The organism is Rhodococcus sp. ACS1, assembly GCF_002300155.1.
Classification (GTDB): Bacteria; Actinomycetota; Actinomycetes; order Mycobacteriales; family Mycobacteriaceae; genus Rhodococcus_F; species Rhodococcus_F koreensis.
Genome location: NZ_NSDZ01000004.1, coordinates 241,288 through 257,569, shown reverse-complemented (window position 1 = coordinate 257,569; position 16,282 = coordinate 241,288). Strand labels below are relative to the sequence as shown.

At 61.8% G+C, this 16,282-nt stretch carries 14 protein-coding genes; 5 read left to right on the top strand and 9 right to left on the bottom strand.

What is annotated here, in order from left to right; genetic code table 11:
* Positions 1 to 12: 12 nt before the first annotated feature.
* On the bottom strand, positions 13 to 1,218 hold the full coding sequence (locus tag CJ179_RS13535; RefSeq protein WP_095861877.1) for an IS4 family transposase: 1,206 nt from the start codon (positions 1,216 to 1,218) through the stop codon (positions 13 to 15).
* Positions 1,219 to 1,245: 27 nt separating this feature from the next.
* Here CJ179_RS13535 and CJ179_RS13530 point away from each other — a divergent pair, with 27 nt between their 5' ends.
* From CJ179_RS13530 to CJ179_RS13520, 3 genes are all read left to right on the top strand, one after another.
* A complete protein-coding gene (locus CJ179_RS13530; RefSeq protein ID WP_143548897.1) occupies positions 1,246 to 1,725 on the top strand; it encodes a beta-ketoacyl synthase N-terminal-like domain-containing protein in 480 nt (159 codons plus the stop codon).
* Positions 1,726 to 2,102: 377 nt separating this feature from the next.
* Positions 2,103 to 3,533 carry a 3,4-dihydroxy-2-butanone-4-phosphate synthase gene (locus tag CJ179_RS13525; RefSeq protein ID WP_257015488.1) on the top strand — a complete coding sequence of 477 codons (1,431 nt, stop codon included), beginning with the start codon at positions 2,103 to 2,105 and terminating at the stop codon, positions 3,531 to 3,533.
* 443 nt (positions 3,534 to 3,976) lie between these two features.
* The gene (locus tag CJ179_RS13520; protein ID WP_095861875.1) at positions 3,977 to 5,143 is read left to right on the top strand and encodes an LLM class flavin-dependent oxidoreductase; all 1,167 of its coding nucleotides are present in this window, start codon (positions 3,977 to 3,979) and stop codon (positions 5,141 to 5,143) included.
* A gap of 240 nt (positions 5,144 to 5,383) precedes the next feature.
* Here the strand turns inward: CJ179_RS13520 and CJ179_RS13515 are convergent, their stop codons facing one another.
* Positions 5,384 to 6,499, bottom strand: coding sequence for an LLM class flavin-dependent oxidoreductase (locus CJ179_RS13515; RefSeq protein ID WP_095861874.1), 1,116 nt, complete (start codon positions 6,497 to 6,499; stop codon positions 5,384 to 5,386).
* Between the two features lie 60 nt (positions 6,500 to 6,559).
* Positions 6,560 to 6,961, bottom strand: a complete 402-nt coding sequence (locus CJ179_RS13510; RefSeq protein ID WP_095861873.1) for a nuclear transport factor 2 family protein — start codon at positions 6,959 to 6,961, stop codon at positions 6,560 to 6,562.
* A 241-nt stretch (positions 6,962 to 7,202) separates the two neighbouring features.
* Between CJ179_RS13510 and CJ179_RS13505 the strand changes: the two genes are divergently transcribed.
* Positions 7,203 to 9,872: a LuxR C-terminal-related transcriptional regulator gene (locus CJ179_RS13505; RefSeq protein ID WP_095861872.1), complete on the top strand. Its 2,670-nt coding sequence runs from the start codon at positions 7,203 to 7,205 to the stop codon at positions 9,870 to 9,872.
* Positions 9,873 to 9,936: 64 nt separating this feature from the next.
* On the opposite strand, the gene CJ179_RS13500 is transcribed toward CJ179_RS13505, so the two are convergent.
* Both CJ179_RS13500 and CJ179_RS13495 read right to left on the bottom strand, forming a co-directional pair.
* A complete protein-coding gene (locus tag CJ179_RS13500) occupies positions 9,937 to 10,500 on the bottom strand; it encodes a carboxymuconolactone decarboxylase family protein (RefSeq protein WP_257015486.1) in 564 nt (187 codons plus the stop codon).
* Positions 10,501 to 10,601: 101 nt separating this feature from the next.
* On the bottom strand, positions 10,602 to 12,263 hold the full coding sequence (locus tag CJ179_RS13495; protein WP_095861870.1) for a class I adenylate-forming enzyme family protein: 1,662 nt from the start codon (positions 12,261 to 12,263) through the stop codon (positions 10,602 to 10,604).
* 359 nt (positions 12,264 to 12,622) lie between these two features.
* Here CJ179_RS13495 and CJ179_RS13490 point away from each other — a divergent pair, with 359 nt between their 5' ends.
* Positions 12,623 to 13,339, top strand: a complete 717-nt coding sequence (locus tag CJ179_RS13490) for a TetR/AcrR family transcriptional regulator (RefSeq protein ID WP_257015485.1) — start codon at positions 12,623 to 12,625, stop codon at positions 13,337 to 13,339.
* A 103-nt stretch (positions 13,340 to 13,442) separates the two neighbouring features.
* Here the strand turns inward: CJ179_RS13490 and CJ179_RS13485 are convergent, their stop codons facing one another.
* The 4 genes from CJ179_RS13485 to CJ179_RS13470 all read right to left on the bottom strand — a co-directional run bounded on the left by CJ179_RS13485 (position 13,443) and on the right by CJ179_RS13470 (position 16,250).
* Complete coding sequence (locus tag CJ179_RS13485; RefSeq protein WP_095861869.1) at positions 13,443 to 14,219, bottom strand: enoyl-CoA hydratase-related protein; 777 nt, start codon at positions 14,217 to 14,219, stop codon at positions 13,443 to 13,445.
* A 16-nt stretch (positions 14,220 to 14,235) separates the two neighbouring features.
* A complete protein-coding gene (locus tag CJ179_RS13480) occupies positions 14,236 to 15,096 on the bottom strand; it encodes an enoyl-CoA hydratase-related protein (protein ID WP_095861868.1) in 861 nt (286 codons plus the stop codon).
* Positions 15,093 to 15,575, bottom strand: coding sequence for a nuclear transport factor 2 family protein (locus CJ179_RS13475; RefSeq protein ID WP_095861867.1), 483 nt, complete (start codon positions 15,573 to 15,575; stop codon positions 15,093 to 15,095). The genes CJ179_RS13480 and CJ179_RS13475 overlap by 4 nt, the downstream gene beginning before the upstream one ends.
* A 165-nt stretch (positions 15,576 to 15,740) precedes the next feature.
* Positions 15,741 to 16,250 (bottom strand): nuclear transport factor 2 family protein, encoded by a 510-nt coding sequence (locus CJ179_RS13470; RefSeq protein WP_095861866.1) that lies wholly within the window; start codon positions 16,248 to 16,250, stop codon positions 15,741 to 15,743.
* Positions 16,251 to 16,282: the final 32 nt, after the last annotated feature.

Genomic DNA, 16,282 nt, shown 5'->3' with positions numbered 1-16,282 from the left:
GCAGCGTTGTGGTTATGAGGGGGAAAAAGAGCTGTGGGACAGGGATCGTCGGGCGATCCGCAAGGCGGCGACGAAGGAGACCCGGTCCGGGTCGTGACCGCCGGCGGTCGCGGCATCGAGCATGAGCGTGCGGATGGCGTAGTGGCAGCACAGGTGCCCCCAGATTTCCTGCTGCACCAATGGTGGGGCCTTCGACCGCAGCACGGCGCGTGGTCCGCGCTGATGGGTTTTCAGCTCGTCGAGGGTGTTCTCGATTTCCCACCGTTGGGCGTAGGCGAGGGCCAACTCTTCTGCAGGTGCATCGGAGGGGTCGAGGATCGTGGTCAGCAGCCGGTACTGCTCGGGGTTCTCCCGCCCGTCGTCGAGGGTGTAGTCGATGACGCGCACCGTGAGCGGTGTTCGTTGCCGCCGATTCTTTCCGGAGGTGGGGATGATCTGCGCCAGCCAGGATCCGTCGTCGAGGGTCTCGAGGTGCCGAGGCGAGAGGGTCGATTTGACCCTCCACAGCAGGTCGGCGCCGGTGGCGGCGGCCCGGGTCCACATGTCGAATCCGTACAGGCCGCGGTCGGCGAGCAGCAGCATCCCGGGTTCGAGGGTGTCCATCAGATCGTGCGCCAGCTCCCGCTCGGAGGTGCGGCACGATCCGATCGCGGCGTCGAAGACCGCGTGGGTGCCGCACTCGGCGACCGCCACCAACCGCGCCTGCGGGAACGCGGACTGCTCGCCGCGACTCGATCCCGGCCGCCCGAAATGCTCGGCGTTGGCCGGGGTGTCGGGCAGGTCGAGGCAGGTCCCGTCGAGGGCCACCAACCGGCGCCCGGCGAGCCAGGATCCTGGTGTACCCGTGTCGGCGAGAGGTCGTGCGACACGGCGGAACAGCTCCCGCACCGGTTCGTATCCCAGACGTGAACGGGCCTGAAATATGGCCGATTTCGTCGGCGGCGACCAGGACTGTGACCATCCCGACGACCACGACAAACCGTCGGTGAGCTGCTCGAAGACCTCCTCGTAGGAGCCTTGCGAATTCAATGCCATGCCGATCGAGAAGTACGCCGTCACGCGAGCGGTCAACGTGCGACTTCGCTGCTCCCTGCGACCGCATTCCGCGATCACCTCATCGACCAAGGACGCGGGAAACACCCTGGTCAGCAACCCCACCGACACCACATCCGACAACCGCCGATCCGAGACCGGCTTCACCCATCCACTCCGAGGCACACCTCATCGTATCGCAACCATCACTAACTGAACGGTATTGGGCCTAACCCTGCACGCCAGGCAGCGGCAGCGGCGTCCATTCCACTCACCACCCCAGCGGTTACGGTTAACAACCTGTGCCTGTCCGGACTGCAGGCAATCATCGACGCAGACCGGCTCATCAAGTCCGGTGAGGCCGATATCGTCGTCGCAGGTGGTATGGAGTCGATGACCTGCGCTCCCTACATCGTGCGTGGAGCACGCGGCGGATTACGGTACGGCGCAGCATCTCTCGAAGACGCACTTGACCGCGATGCCTTGATCTGCGCGTTCGACGAAGTCTCCATGGGCGAGGCGACCGACCGCTACGTCCAGGGTACCGACCTGGATCGCGCGGGCCAGGATGCCTTCGCTGCGCGCTCGCACGAGCTGGCTGCTGCGGCGTTGAAGCGTCGCGGCCGTGGCGTCGGCGCTGCAGCGCTGTGCGGCGGCGGTGGCCAGGGAAATGCACTGATTATCAGGCGGTAGAGCAGCCCGAGCGCATCTACACAGCCGAAGCTTGTCGCCGGTGCGCGCACGCGACCCAACTGATTTCACCAACGCCATCCAAAGATGGTTCGCACAGGGCGACACATCCCCTGTCATGTCCTAGTTGGACATCGAGATACGCCCCTCACTTCCCCACTTCGGATCTTCCGTGCCACCAGGCTGCACTCGCTCGGGCCTACGGCACGGGCACATCTCCTGTACGGCCGCAGCGCGGCGATCCCCGGAAACATTTCAATGTCCACGTTGATGTTGACAGCGGCGAGGATCTTTGCGACGCTCGTCACAGTGCTTTGGCAATCACCCTGGAAGAATTGAGGCCGACGATGGACTGTCCGACCACTCGGGTGCAACGTGCCGTGTCCGATCTCAGCGCCGGACGACCTGTTGTGCTGACAGGTGCGAATCCGACAGATGACGCCCATATTTTGCTTGCGGCGGAGAAGTCAACTGTCGAGTCAATAGCAATCCTGGTCAGGTTCGGCTCCGGTCTGGTTTGTGCTGCGCTCCCTGCTGTTGAATGCGACCGTCTTCAGCTCACCAGGATGGTTGGCGAGGACCGTGACCATTCCGGCATCGAGTACACCGTGAGCGTCGATGCCGTTGGGCCGGGCACCGGTATATCGGCCGCAGACAGGGCCCGAACGCTAACTATGCTGTCGGACGGGTCCAGTGCCGCCGATGCATTCACCAGGCCAGGACACGTGCTGCCGGTGCGTACGGATCCTGCCGGGGTCCTGGCGCGGCGAACTGCTGCGGAAGCCGCAGTCGACCTGGTCAGCGTGGCAGGCCTCCGTCAGGCCGGAACCTTCACTGCCCTGGTCTCCGAGGATGATCCCACCTGCATCTCCAGCTCCGAGGAGGCACAGCGGTTCGCCGCCGCCCACGGAATGGGTGTTGTCTCGATCGAGGACGTAGTCACCTACCGGCGAATGGCCGAATCGCATCTCCACACACAGTTCACGCTCATGCGGCAGTCCACATTCGGACAGGTCCGTTGCGTCGGATACCGCAGCGACGTCACCGACTCCGAATATGTCGCATACTCCCTCGACTCCGCCCCGCGCCTCGGCACGCCCGTCGTGTGCTTGGAGAGCGAAGTCGACCCAGCACCGCACCTGACACCTGACATCGCCACTGCCGCCTTGGCCAAGGTAGCCGAAAATGGCTACGGCACAGTGGTTGTGGCGCGACACAGCAACGGCGCAGTGGGGCTGGCCGACGTCAATGCAGACCTAGTCGAGGTCGTGCGGGAATGCGGATATCGCTCGCCGATTCTGCTCAACTTCTCACCAGAGGCTCGTACGATGATGTGGCATTTCGGCATGAGCATAAGTAGTGGGCCGTTCGGCTCCGTCTCGCCCGACAGCCACCTACCCAGCTCGCAATCCATGACGGAGAACGACGCGCAGTCCACCCACGTCGTCGGGATGGTTGTGCGGGGCGATCAGCGCGGCCGAGAGCTTGGGTTCCGGACTGCAAACCTCCAGCTAGACGATTCCAACTCGATTGCAGACGGAGTGTGGGCCGGTCGGTGCCTCCTGCCGGACGGCTCGGATTTCACCGCCGCCATTTCGATCGGCCGGCGACCCACATTCTACGGGCGGTCGGGGGTAAGGCTTCTCGAGGCTCACCTGCTCGACTTCTCGGGCGACCTCTACGGCCTCACGATCACTGTGCAGCTGGAGCATCGGATGCGTGGGCAGGCAGCCTTCGCATCGAAGGAAGAACTGATCGCGGCACTCTCGGCTGACGTGGTACGAACTCGATCATTGATGAGCGTCGCCTGATGACTCAACGCCGGACTCGCCCTATTTGTAAGCCGAATCAAATACTTCTGTTACAAGGACATTTTCGCGACTAGCTTTGACGGGGTTGCAGGGTGCAATGCATAGAGCTCATACTTCTCGAGCACGAAAATCAACGTCAACGTGGCAGTTGACCGTGATCGCGATCACCATTAATCTGGATGTGCGGTGATCGGCTTGTGCGCACCAACGACACAGCCGTGCTGAGTCGCCGATATGCACGGAGCCCGTGCGCGATGCCTTCCTGCCCATCACCGATGAGGCCGACACGAACACATACGGATTCGCATGAATGATGCAATCCCGCAACGAGCGACCGAACGACTGGAGGCTCATTCCAGAGAGTGATCCGACCGGAATGCACGGCACTGTCAACACGACCTAAATCGATACCTCGACGATGACACCAGATTGGGAGATCAAAGATGGAATGCGGAATTTTTCACACTCCGTACATGCGCCCCGGGCGCAAGGACAAGGAGACGTTCGAGTACTCGCTGCTCCTTGCTGCGGCCGCCGACAAGTTCGGTTATCGCGACTTCATGATCGGCGAGCACGGCATGCAGGCGTGGGAAAATATCCCCAACCCTGAACTGCTGATCGTCGCGGCAGCGCAGATCACTGAACGCATGCGATTTGCACCAATGGCGCACATCGTGCCTCTCCACAACCCGTCGACACTCGCGATCCAGGTCGGGTACACATCTCAGTTGCTCGAGGACCGATACTTCCTCGGCGTTGGGGCCGGATCCTGGGAGAACGAGGCCGTACTGCGTGGTCAGCCCGGCGACTTGTCCGAAGCGCACCCTCGCTTGATGGAGGGGCTCGAAGTGATGGACAAGGTGTGGCGCCAGGAACCCTTCAACTTCGAAGGCAAGTACTACAAGGCAGCCCGCCTCGACAGCCAGATCGATCCCGGTAGCGTCGCATCGCATGGTGAGTTCAAGGTCAAGGAGGGTGAAGAATACCATCTGACTGCAGATCACTCGCCGCACGGCGGCGCAGACGGTCTCGAGATTGCTGTCACTGGTTTGAGCAAGAACTCCCCCTCGCATCGACTCGCCGGCGAACGCGGATGGACCCCCATCTCCTTCTACGGCGGTTCTGCACTACTGAAGTCGCAGTGGGATACGTACTCCGAGGCTGTCCGATCCATCGGTGGAACGCCGCAGGGTGCGAACTTCAAGATCGCCCGCGACGTGTACGTTGCAAAGACCGACGAGGAAGCGAAGGAGCAGGCCAAGAACGGCGCCCTGGGCCACGCGTGGAAGAAGTACCTCATGCCGGTCTACCAGAAGTACCGGATTCTTCAGGGCTTCATCGACGATGCAGACAAGAAGGTCGACATCGACGATGTCGACCTGGACTACCTGGCCGACCACGTCTGGTTGTGCGGTAGCCCCGAAACCGTCATCGCCAAGATCGAGAAGACCTTCGAGCTGGCAGGTTTCCGGTATGGTCAGTTGGCTGTCAACACCCATGACGCTCTGGATGATCCGGCACCGTGGGTGGAGTCACTGCGCCTGTTCGCGACGGAGGTCGTCCCGAACGTGCATGTGGAGGGCACGCACGAGACGGTCGCTGTGAACTGACAGTCACACTCGGTTCTATTTCCCTGGACATTCATCGATGTTCTGGGCACCGGGATCCGATGGATGCCTGCTCGAATTTCGTTCGTCTCGCGACGAAGCGTCGATAGGGCATCACCGGCCGGGAATACCCACCGGCGTCTCATCGGAGATGATGCATTGTTCCCCTGAGACGTAGCGGTGATGAGGGCGATTTGCCCTCATCACCGCTACGTCATTTCTGTGCTTCGTTCGAACCGCGCACTACGCCGTCACCGCTGTAGGAAGTGAAATCTTGGGAGCCACTTCTTCCTGAATCATTGCCAGCGAATTGAACCAGGGCGCCGGATCGTCGGAGTAGTCGTGGGATTCGATCTGCAGGGTGCCCCATCCGCCACTGGCCTCGAACAACGTATTGATCTTCTCCACGACGGTGTCCGGTGAGCCCACACAGAACACGTTGTCGACAACCCATTCGAGGTCGACGTCGGCCCTGTCCGCGCCGGCGTCCTTGATGAAGCCGTCCATCATGCCGAATCGCCACCAGATCGGAATGAGGTAGCGCTCGAAACAGTACCCGATCGGCCCTTCCATCACGAGCCGCTTCGCCTCTTTGTCCGTGTCGGCGACGAATACCGTCTGGGACACGTGGTAACGCGAGCGATCAGCGACGTGCCCATTGGCCTCCGCGGCAGTGGAGTAGATGTCCCAGTGCATCTTCAGGGCGTCCAGACCGGAGAAGATCGACATCGGTCGGAATCCACGCTCGCCCGCAAACTGCATCGACGGTGACTTGGCGCTGAATCCGGTCACGGCGACCTCCGGTGCACCACCCCACGGACTGAGGTCGGCCAGCTTGTGCTGGTCGTCGCCCTCGTCGCCGTGCTTCTCTTCCGGGTAGCCCGCGTTCCAAAAGCGTCCCTCGTAGAAGAACGGCTCGCGCTTCCAGATTTTCTCCATGATGTCGAGGGACTCGCGAACCATCTCGTTGGTGAACTGCGTGTCTTCACCGTTCTTGATGCCATGAATGTACGAGGCGTCTGGATAGGCGCCGGCACCCACGCCGAGGAAGTACCGGCCCTCGAGGATCTGCGACAGCCAGCCGACCATGATCGCGAGCTTCGCCGGACTGTGGTGGGGAAGGATGTGAGCCATCGGCGCAAACTTGATCCGCTCGGTCTGGCGTGCGGCTGCTGCGATGATCAACTCTGGGTTGGGGATATTCTCCCAACGCTGTGATGCATGCTCGGAGAACATGATCGAGTCGAAGCCAATCTTGTCGGTCTCGATGGCCTGCTGTACGCACCAGTCGAACGTCTGGCGCGCGGTCCGCTCGGGGCGCATGTAAGGGTGGACGATGAGTCCTGTTTCCATTGCCATCGTGAACTGCCTTTCTACGAATTTGTGGTCGATTGCCCGGTGCTGGTGCGAAACTTTTTGTCAGGCATAGAAAATGTCATATGCGTGCTTGGTGTCCATGTACTCCTTGACCGACAAGATTTTCCCGTCGCGAAACTTGAACAGGAAGTGGTACTGGTTCTGATAGACCTTGCCGTTCTTCAATTTCGCGTACGAGGTGGCCTCGACGGCCACCTTGTCGCCTTGCGCGATCGCCGCAGTCGGAGTGATCTCGAGAACACCGTTCTCGTACACGGAAGTGACCCCGCTCAGCAGCGCACCGAGACCGGCCTTGTCATAGCTTCCCGACATCCCGTCGATACCCCCGGACACCCAATAGGTCGCCTCAGGGTGGAGAGTGTCGAGGATCCGTTCCACGTCGCCCGTGGAGAAGACCTTCGCGAAATTGTTGGCTGAGTCGATGTTCTGTTCCGGCGTGCTCATTGGATGCTCCGTCTGTGCAGCGATCTGCTCGTGTATGACCTGTATCACTGTGTACCGTCCGCGCCGTGCACGAAACCGTAGTTGCACTCGGATCACCACCTATCCCGGCGCGGCGCACTTGATGCAGGTCAGGGCGCTCCGTTTTTGTCGTGCACCGATCCACGGTTGTCAATGTGTACGTTGTCAGATCTTGACCACGCGGCCCGGCACGCGCATGATCGACCGGTGACACCCATCACAAATCAACCCATGCGGACGAAAGAGCACAGTGAACGCTGACGAGTGGCGCGAGATAGTCGAGCTTCGACAATCCGGTGAATCGATCTCGGGCATCGCGACGCGATTGACGGTCTCGCGCAACACAGTGCGCCGCGCCCTGAACTTCGAGGCACCACCCCGGGACCACCGACCACGGTCAGGGTCGTCAGCTGACGCCCTCCGGCCCCGCATCGCTGCGGCGCTCGACGCGGATCCCGACGTGACGGTGGCACAACTGCATCGAGAACTCGAATGGAGCGGCTCGCGAAATACTCTGGCGAGCGCGGTCCGCCGCATCAAGGAGGAGCGTTCCCGACCAACCGACACCCGCACATCGAGCGTCCGCACGTCCAGTGCAACCGATATTCCACTCTTCTCGACAAGTTTCGTCGGTCGCAGCGAAGAACTGAACAGAATCCGGGCACTGCTCGGCGACAGCCGGCTCGTCACCGTCGCCGGCCCCGGCGGTATCGGCAAGACCCGGCTCGCCGCAGTGGCCGCGGCTGCGTATCGGCGGGCCTTTGCCGATGGAGTCCGTTTCGTGGAGCTGGCGTCGCTGCGGAGCGAAACTCTGCTCCCCCAGACGATTCTGGACGCCTTGGGGTTCGATGAGCGAGATACACCGGAACGAAGTGCAACCGAATCGCTCCTCGAAGCGGTCCGAACCAAGCAGCTGTTGCTGGTGCTGGATAATTGCGAGCATCTTGTCCGCGCGTGCGCCGAGTTGATCTCGCTGCTCTTGCGGAAGACCGAACATGTGAAGATCCTGGCCACCAGTCGTGAAGTGCTGTCGATTCCGGACGAGCACGTGCACGTCCTCGAGCCACTGTCCATGACGGACCACCGTGACCCGGGCAGGCCGGGGGCCGCCATCGAGTTGTTCGAGAGCCGCGCATCGGCCGCACTGTCCGGATTCGCCATCACGGATTCGAGTCGGGACGCCGCCCGCCGGGTATGCACCCAACTGGACGGTGTGCCGCTGGCTATCGAACTGGCTTGCGCTCGCTTGACCGCGCTGTCCGTAGAAGATCTCGCCGAACGTCTCGACGACCGGCTGGCGTTGTTGACAACGGGTAACCGCGGCGGGCCGAGCAGACATCGAAGCCTGTATGCGACGGTCGAGTGGAGTTACGATCTCTGCACTACGCAGGAGCAGGTGCTCTGGGCCAGATTGTCCGTGTTCTCCGAAGGATTCGACCTCGCCGCGGCCGAAAGTATCTGTGCTGGAGTTCCTGTCGATGCCGCAAGCATTTTGGATACGATCACCGGCCTGATCGGCAAGTCGGTGTTACAACGCACCACCGGCGAGGGACGCGTCCGGTTCAAGATGCTGGAGACGATCCGGCACTTCGGTGCAAGCAAACTGTCCGACGGCGATAAGGCCGAGCTACGGGTGGCACACCTGCGTTGGTGCGCTGCACTGGTGCGCACCGCCCGCCGGTCATGGACGGGGGCTGAGCAGGAGCGTGTGAGCACCCGGCTTCGGGAGAACCGCGCCAACTTACGGTCGGCGCTACAGACTGCGCTGACCGACCGGAATCAGGAGACGCTGCACCTCGCGTCAAGCCTCGTCGCGACCTGGTTCCTGTGGTCGTCGGCATTTTCGGTACGAGAACACCGGATGTGGGTGACCGAGTTCCTCGGGCACGACGACATGGCCGAAGATGTCGTAGCTCAGCTCAACGCGACATTGGGATTGCTGCAGACGATGCAGGGCGAGAGAGTCCAGGCAGCCCGAGCGCTCGCTACTGCCGCGCGGCGCGCACGCGAACTCGGTGACGATGCGACACTGGCATTCGCCCTGCAGACGCAAGGCCTCAACACCTACCTCGGCGGTAATTTCGAGGCCGGCGAACGCCACCTGTCGGACGCGTTGGCACTATACGAGCGTCTCCCCGGCATCACCGATCTGATGTGGACGGCCCACATCGAGATGGGAATGCTCTGCAGCTCGCGCGGTGAGACCGAACGCGCTGCCGAGAACTTCGAGTTCGTCCACGCGCAGGCATCGGTCACCGGAGAGAGATGGATGTTGTCCTACGCGGTGTACGGATTGGGATTGGTAGCGCTGGTTCGCGGTCGTCACGACGAGGCAATCACCCACGCAATGAACGCCCTCGCGCTCAACCGCGCCTTCGACGACACGGTCGGAGCCACACTGGTCACCGACCTTCTCGCCTGGGCAGAAGCCGCAGCAGGGTCGGGGGAACGCGCCGCCGTACTTCTCGGCGCAGCATCGTCGATGTGGGAATCGTTCGGCATGCAGTTATATGGTTCTCGGCACTGGGTCCAGCGACGCGAGGTGTACGAATCCCGTGCGCGGACTTCGCTCGGAGACGAGGTCTACACGGCAGCGCGTCGTCGCGGGTCGACACTGTCGATAGCCGAACTCATCGCTTATGCCCTGGACGAGGAGCCCGACGACAGCCCGTCGACATCGTCACATCCGGTGGTCGGACTCTCACCCCGGGAGATGGACATCGCACAATACGTGGCACACGGACTCACCAACAAGGAGATCGCGGACCGGTTGGTCCTGTCCGTCAGAACCGTCGAGGGGCACGTCGCGCACATGCTCCGTAAGTTGGGAGTAGCCCGCCGCTCTCAAGTGGCAGCCTCACTCGCGGCAGCGACCAGAGCCCGACTGGAGTGAAACACTTGGTTCGCCGCAGCGGTGGTGCCCTTCGTGTCGGCCCGCGGGAGCGGAAACGGCTAAGTCAGCCGACGCCGCGGTGCTCGGGAGCGGCCGCCGAGATTTCGAGAACCTCGCGGATGCTGCGGGCACCGGCACCGAGGTCGAGCGCGTTTCTCAGGTGTAGCAGGAACCCGGGCTTGTATCGGTGGGTGGGAGTGGAATCGGCGGCGAGAGAGATCAATTCCTTGGTCACTGCCCGCAGTGCCCGACTCTTCCACGGCACCGCGCAGTAGTCGAAGAACGCTACGAACGTTTCCGGTGACATCCTGAGCAGTGCGTCGAAGAAGCCCGGAAGCTCGGCTTCCATGCGCTGCCAGTACGGGTCGGTGCCGATGTGGCGATCCCACAGGTTCTGCTGCGTCTGATCGAGCGGTGCGTCCTCGCCGCCGTTTCTGCGGCGAACGGCAGACGCCAATTGCCTGGACGACTCGAACAGTGTGTGCACCCCGAGTCCCGATACCACCGTCAGCGCTTCCTGGATCTGTGCAGCGTCGAGGCCCAGGTCGAGCGCCTCCTCGATGTAGCGGCCGGTACCCGCGACATCCATCGTCGTTGCTACCGCGCGAACCGCGATATGTGTGAGCACACGGGTTTGCTCATCGAGGCCGGCTCCATCCTGAACTCCTTCCAAAATCTCTTCCGCCAACACACGAAGATCTTGGGTTTCGAATCCGACTGTCACGGAACTCATCCGGCTGCGCTCATGGACTTGGCCGGCGTCGTCAGTTGTGTTTTGAGCCCTCGTTTGTTGATCTTCGTCGCCGACATCGGCCACGCCCCCGCCTCGACGAAGAAGACCGCGCGCGGAACCTTGTACCGGCCGATCCTGCCGTCACAGAATTCGATCAACTCCGCTTCTGTGAGCTGATGGCCTTCTCGGACCTCGACGAAGGCCACCGGCACTTCGTCGAGCCGGTCGTCCGGGCGGCCGATCACGGCGGCAGTCAACACCGCAGGATGCTCACAGAGGAACGACTCGACTTCGATGGCCGCAACGTTCTCGCCACCGACCTTGAGCATGTCCTTGAGCCGTCCGTGGAACACCAGGCACCCCGACTCGGTACGACTGTAGAGGTCCCCGGTCCGCAACCAGCCGTCGGAATCGATCGACTCGGCGGTCTTTACGGGATCCTTGTAGTACCCCTCGGTCACGCAATACCCTCGAATCAAGATCTCACCGGGAACCCCCACGGGCTGCTCCGCACCGTCGAACGGATCGACAATACGAATCTCAACTCCCGGCACGGGTTTACCTTGTGCACCGCTTCGATCCTCGAACAACTCGTCCGGCTCGCTGAGCGCATAGATTCCGGTCGTTTCCGTCATTCCGCATGCTGCCATCAATTCGGCCGCCGGGAACAGATTCTGCACCTGTTCGATGAGGACCCGGGGGCCGATCAGGAACAGGTACCGGATCGAGTCGAACTGGGCCGCGTCGAAGTTCGGGTGCGCCATCATCATCTGCATTGGTCCGGGGAACCAGGGCCAGACGCACGTCGGTCGCTCAGCCCTGATCAGCTCGATGGCGCGACCAGGTTCGAAGAACGTGTCGGTCAGAAACGTTCCCCCGGCACCGATCGCGCCGATCAACGGGGCCAGTGCAGCGATGTGGAACAGAGGACCGCCGGCCCAACTGATGTGGCGCTCTCCCGCCGACAGGCGACCGGTCGCCCGTTCCACCGGGCCACGCGTCATCGATTCGTGGGTGAGCAAGCATCCACGGGGGTGGGCGGTCGTCCCCGATGTGTACAGGATCGCGGCGATATCCCGCGTCCTGACTCGTCGGCGATGTCGATGGACGAGCGATGGGTCGACAGTCTCTGCCGCAGCATCCAGGTCTGCCCTGGAAGTGAATCCGGGCTTGTTCGCGCCTCGGAGCAGTAGCGCACGACGCAGACGCGGCGCTTCGGGTAGGTCGAGGTTGCCGTGGCCGCTGGCAGTCGCCAACGACGGCAGCGCTTCGTGTAGAACCTCGACAAAATCAACGTAGGCGTCAGGACTGGACACTGTCAGTAGCGCGGTGATATCTGCGTTCTCGACGATGTAACCCAGTTCCTTGGCCTTGTGCCGTGCATTGAGCGGTACGACGACTGCCCCGATCAAAGCCGATCCGAAGAATCCCTCGACGAATTCGACACCATTCGGGGCCAGGAGCGCGACATGGTCGCCGGACTGAACCCCCATAGCCAGCAGCCCACGTGCAACCGCAACTGCACGCTCGAGGACCTCAGCGTAGGTGAATCGCTCCTCAGGAAACACGATCAGGTCGCGGTCGGGATGGGCGTGTGCTCCACGCACCAACAGATCGCCGAGCGGAGTGACGGTGCACCAGTCGCCGAAGTCAGTCATGTCGTCCTCAAATTGTCGATCGTCGTAAGCGATATCGCCGACGAATTGCCTGTATGAATGGCACAGAGTTCGCGTGCTGCGCGTAGAAGATCTCGTTGACGTTCACGCTAAGCGACTCGCCCCACGCTGTCAACGTCAGAGTTGATTGTATCAACATGAGATTGTGTCAAGATGAGAGCGGAATCTGAAGTTGGATCTCACCCGACGTCCCGCTATCGACCGGGCTAGAGCGCGTCCCTACGGAGTGGCCGAGGGCGAACCGTCTCCGCCGATATCGGCCCTTAGCGATTGCAGGTCGCCTACATCGTTCGGAATCTGCTCTGCACCTGATTGATTTAATCGGTTGAGAATCTACGTAGGTGTTGATCAATCACGTCGGTCCCGGCATATTGTTTGACATGATTACCTCGACCGCAGCCAACAGCGGCATGAGCCGACGCCGTCGCAGTGCCCAAAATGACAGCAGCCCCAACTACCAGGCCAAGCGTCAGGAACTGCTACTCACTGCAGCAGCCATCTTCGGAGAGAAGGGCTTCGAAGCGACAACACTCAACGACATTGCCGAGCGGCTCGGGACCGATAGAGCCTCGATTTACTACTACTTTGCGAGCAAGACAGAGCTGTTTCAGGCCCTTTTTCATGACATTTTGGTCGGTGTGCTGGATGAGAACATCGCGTTTGCTGAGGAAATCATCGGTAGCGACGAAGACGCGATCGGAAAACTGCGCCGCCTCATCGAGCAACAGATGAACTCATACGAGAGGAACTATCCCTACGTCTACCTGTATATCCAGGAGGACATGGCTCAGTTGCAGTTGGACACAACGTCGTGGGGTAAGGAAATGGCGCGTAAGACCAAGCGCTTCGAAGCCATTGTTCTCGATACCTTGCAACAAGGCGTCGACGAGGGCACCCTGCGTAGCGAGGTACCCGTGCAGCTGATGGCGAAGTCGCTGTTCGGGATGATCAACTGGACACATCGGTGGCTCACACCTGGAATGCGCAAAGTCGATGCCAAGCAGACCAGCGAGGCCTTCTGTGCTTTGTTCCTCGAGGGCGCGAGGTTGAGAGAATGAAACCGACACCGCCACACGCGGTGAGCAGCTCCTGGGCTGTGAGGCCCTGTGCACTGGGTCAGGCAGCGATCATCCCGACCCAGCTCACGTCACGTACGTACGGTCAGCGACCAGTCCATTGGGCTGCACGCTTCTCGGCGAACGCTGCCCTGCCTTCGAGCCTGTCGGCGCTGTTTGCGTATGCCTCGATCGGCTCGTATCGGGTTGCCAGCGCGACGTCGAGCGGCCATCCCGCGCGTGACAGCACAGCGTCCTTCGCTGCTTGAACGGCGAGAGGCGACGCCGAGGCGATTCGCTCTGCCCACGATGTCGCAGTCTCGAGCAGTTTCTTGAGCGGGACGACCTCATTGACGAGTCCGTATCGCTCGGCTTGCTGTGCATCGATGCGCTCGCCGGTGAGGATCAAGGCCATTGCGATGTGATGCGGCAGCTGCCGAATCGCACGGTGCATGATGCCTGCCTCGCCGATGATGCCCACCTTGGTCTCGGGAATGCCGAACTGGGCGTTGTCCGCGGCGACGATGATGTCGGCACACATGGCGAGTTCGAAACCGCCGCCGATCGCATAGCCCTGAACGGCCGCGACGAGAGGCTTGCGCAGCGTCAGCATGGGTCCACCGACGCCGGTGAGGCCACCACCGAGTGCAATCCTGCGGCCATCACCTTCAGTCCCTCCGCTGACGTTGGCACCGGCGCAGAATGCCTTCTCCCCCGTCGCACCGAGCACAGCGACCCAGATGTCAGGATTTGAGTTGATTTCGGTCCATGCCTCGAACAACGCCGAATCCATTTCGGGATCGATGGAGTTCAGCGCCTTGGGGCGATCGAGTGTCACTCGTGCGACGTGATTGTCCAGCTCGAACAAGATTCCGCTGCTCACGGTAAGTCCTTCCTCATTATTTCTCTGCCATAGGTTGATCGGTCAGTTCCACGGGTACGCGGTAGGCGGCGATAGCGCCCTTCAGGCCCACCTCGGCCACGAACCTGCGGACCTCGGCCACCGACGGCGACAGATGGAGCAGGGCATCCATTTCCGCGCCGCCCTGCGCCGCGGTGCGCACGCCCATTGCTTCCATACTCCTGTTGATGGACAGCTTCTTGATCCGCAGGATGTCCGACGGCGTGCGTGCGATGCGAGCGGCAAGCGCTTCGACTTCACCGATCAGGTCTTGCTCGTCCACGGCGTGATTGGCCCAGCCCCACTCGACCGCGGTAGTGCCGTCGATCGAGTTACCGGGCACGAATGCCAGTTCTTTGGCGCGCTTGGGGCCGACCAGCGGGGCCCACAGTGGGGCAATGTACCCACCACCGAGCGGGATCGCCGGTTCACCGATCTTCGCGTTGCGTGCCACGAAGGTGATATCAGTGAATACGCACAGCTGAGTTGCTCCCGCGATGCAGTAGCCGTGTACGGCGGCGATCACCGGTTTCGGATGATCCCAGATCGCGAGGAATCGGTTGACGTTGCGAGCCAGTCGCTCTCGGTCAGCCACGGGATCCGGATCCGCCACCACTTTGCCGACCTGGCCGATGTCGTAGCCGGCCGAGAAGCCCTTGCCGGCGCCGCGGATTCCGATGACCGGACCTCCGGAGGTTGCCAGCGCGGCCAACGCTGCACTGAACTCATCCAGCAGCTCGTTCGACAGAGAGTTGGCCTTGTCCGGTCGGTTCAGGACGATCCAACTGATGGGGCCCCGATGCTCGATCCGCAGGTTCTCGAACTGAGCGTCCGGTTTGGTCTCGGTGACCGCTGTCATGCCCGTCCGATCGGAATCTGCTTCTTGACGTGGAAGTCGACGACACCGGACGCACGCAGTTCCCGTCGGGAGAAACGCCAGCCGTGCTCGTCGTCGTACACGAAGTCATCGTGGTACTGGCCGAAGAAGTAGCCGTCGGCCTTGCCTTCCTTGGTGTACCGATGCCATGCGTAGAGGACCGAACGGACCTTGGCCGAGGTCAGATCCTCGGAGAAGTCGACGACAACGTTCGAGACGTGGTGACTGGTGGCCGTGAAGAAGGTGCCGATTCCGTCGAGTGTCTCGCGGTAGGCAGCGCGCCCTTCGGCGCCGAAGTCGGGCCCGTAGGCGACGTAGCAATCCTCCGTGAAGAGCTCGGCGAGTTGGTCGGGAAGGTTCATGTCCAGGTTGTACGCGTAGTCGAACAGAACCCGTTCGATCTTTCCCTTTTCGACGAGCTCGGTGAGCTCGCGCGTGGACACCTCGCGGGTGGCAGTCATGAGGATCTCCTTCGAGTTACGATTTTGCGACCGGTTCGATTCCGGCGAACTGGATTTTTCCAGTTTGATTTTGTCAACGTCTTCGTAGATTCACGAAGACGTTGGAATTGGTTGCGGGTGACTCCCGCAGTTCGACTACGCCTCGGGTTCGGCGCGCCGCAAGGATCAGGCGTTGACGGGATAGTCGGACACTGCGGCGTCGGCACCGGGCCAGCGGACCGGCAACTCCGCGGTCAACGACGATGCGACGTCGTCCCAAGGGCCCACGTGAATGGTGCGCATGTTGCGGGAAGCGAATCGCCAGCGGCCATCGACGCGAACGTACTCATCTTCGTAGCGCACGGCGCCGAACACGGTCGTACCGCCCGACGCGATCTCGAGGTGGGCGCCGACGATACCCGTTGCGTGATCGTCGTCGACGAAATCGACGAGTACGTAGTTGGGCGTGTGGATCGTGGTACCAAATGCCGTTCGCGCTTGCCGAATCATGTCGGCGATCCCGTTTCCGCCGGTTGCACCGGGGAAACCTCCAGCGGAGAAGGTGCCCTCGGGCGCGAAGGCGTCGGCGATGGCGTCGAAGTCGTCGAAGTCCGACGCCAAGAAGTATCGAACCGCCAGGTCTTGAAGCTCGGCTCGGTCTTCGAGCCGTCGCACCCTGGCCTCGATGTCGGTCATGTCTACTCCCTAGGGGCGAGCTCGTTGTGCGC

Coding starts and splice junctions, on each gene's coding strand:
- CJ179_RS13520 (WP_095861875.1), top strand. CDS start 3,977: ATGGAATGCGGAATTTTTCACACTCCGTACATGCGCCCCGGGCGCAAG.
- CJ179_RS13475 (WP_095861867.1), bottom strand. CDS start 15,575: ATGACTGCCACCCGCGAGGTGTCCACGCGCGAGCTCACCGAGCTCGTC.
- CJ179_RS13495 (WP_095861870.1), bottom strand. CDS start 12,263: ATGACTGACTTCGGCGACTGGTGCACCGTCACTCCGCTCGGCGATCTG.
- CJ179_RS13480 (WP_095861868.1), bottom strand. CDS start 15,096: ATGACAGCGGTCACCGAGACCAAACCGGACGCTCAGTTCGAGAACCTG.
- CJ179_RS13510 (WP_095861873.1), bottom strand. CDS start 6,961: ATGAGCACGCCGGAACAGAACATCGACTCAGCCAACAATTTCGCGAAG.
- CJ179_RS13515 (WP_095861874.1), bottom strand. CDS start 6,499: ATGGCAATGGAAACAGGACTCATCGTCCACCCTTACATGCGCCCCGAG.
- CJ179_RS13470 (WP_095861866.1), bottom strand. CDS start 16,250: ATGACCGACATCGAGGCCAGGGTGCGACGGCTCGAAGACCGAGCCGAG.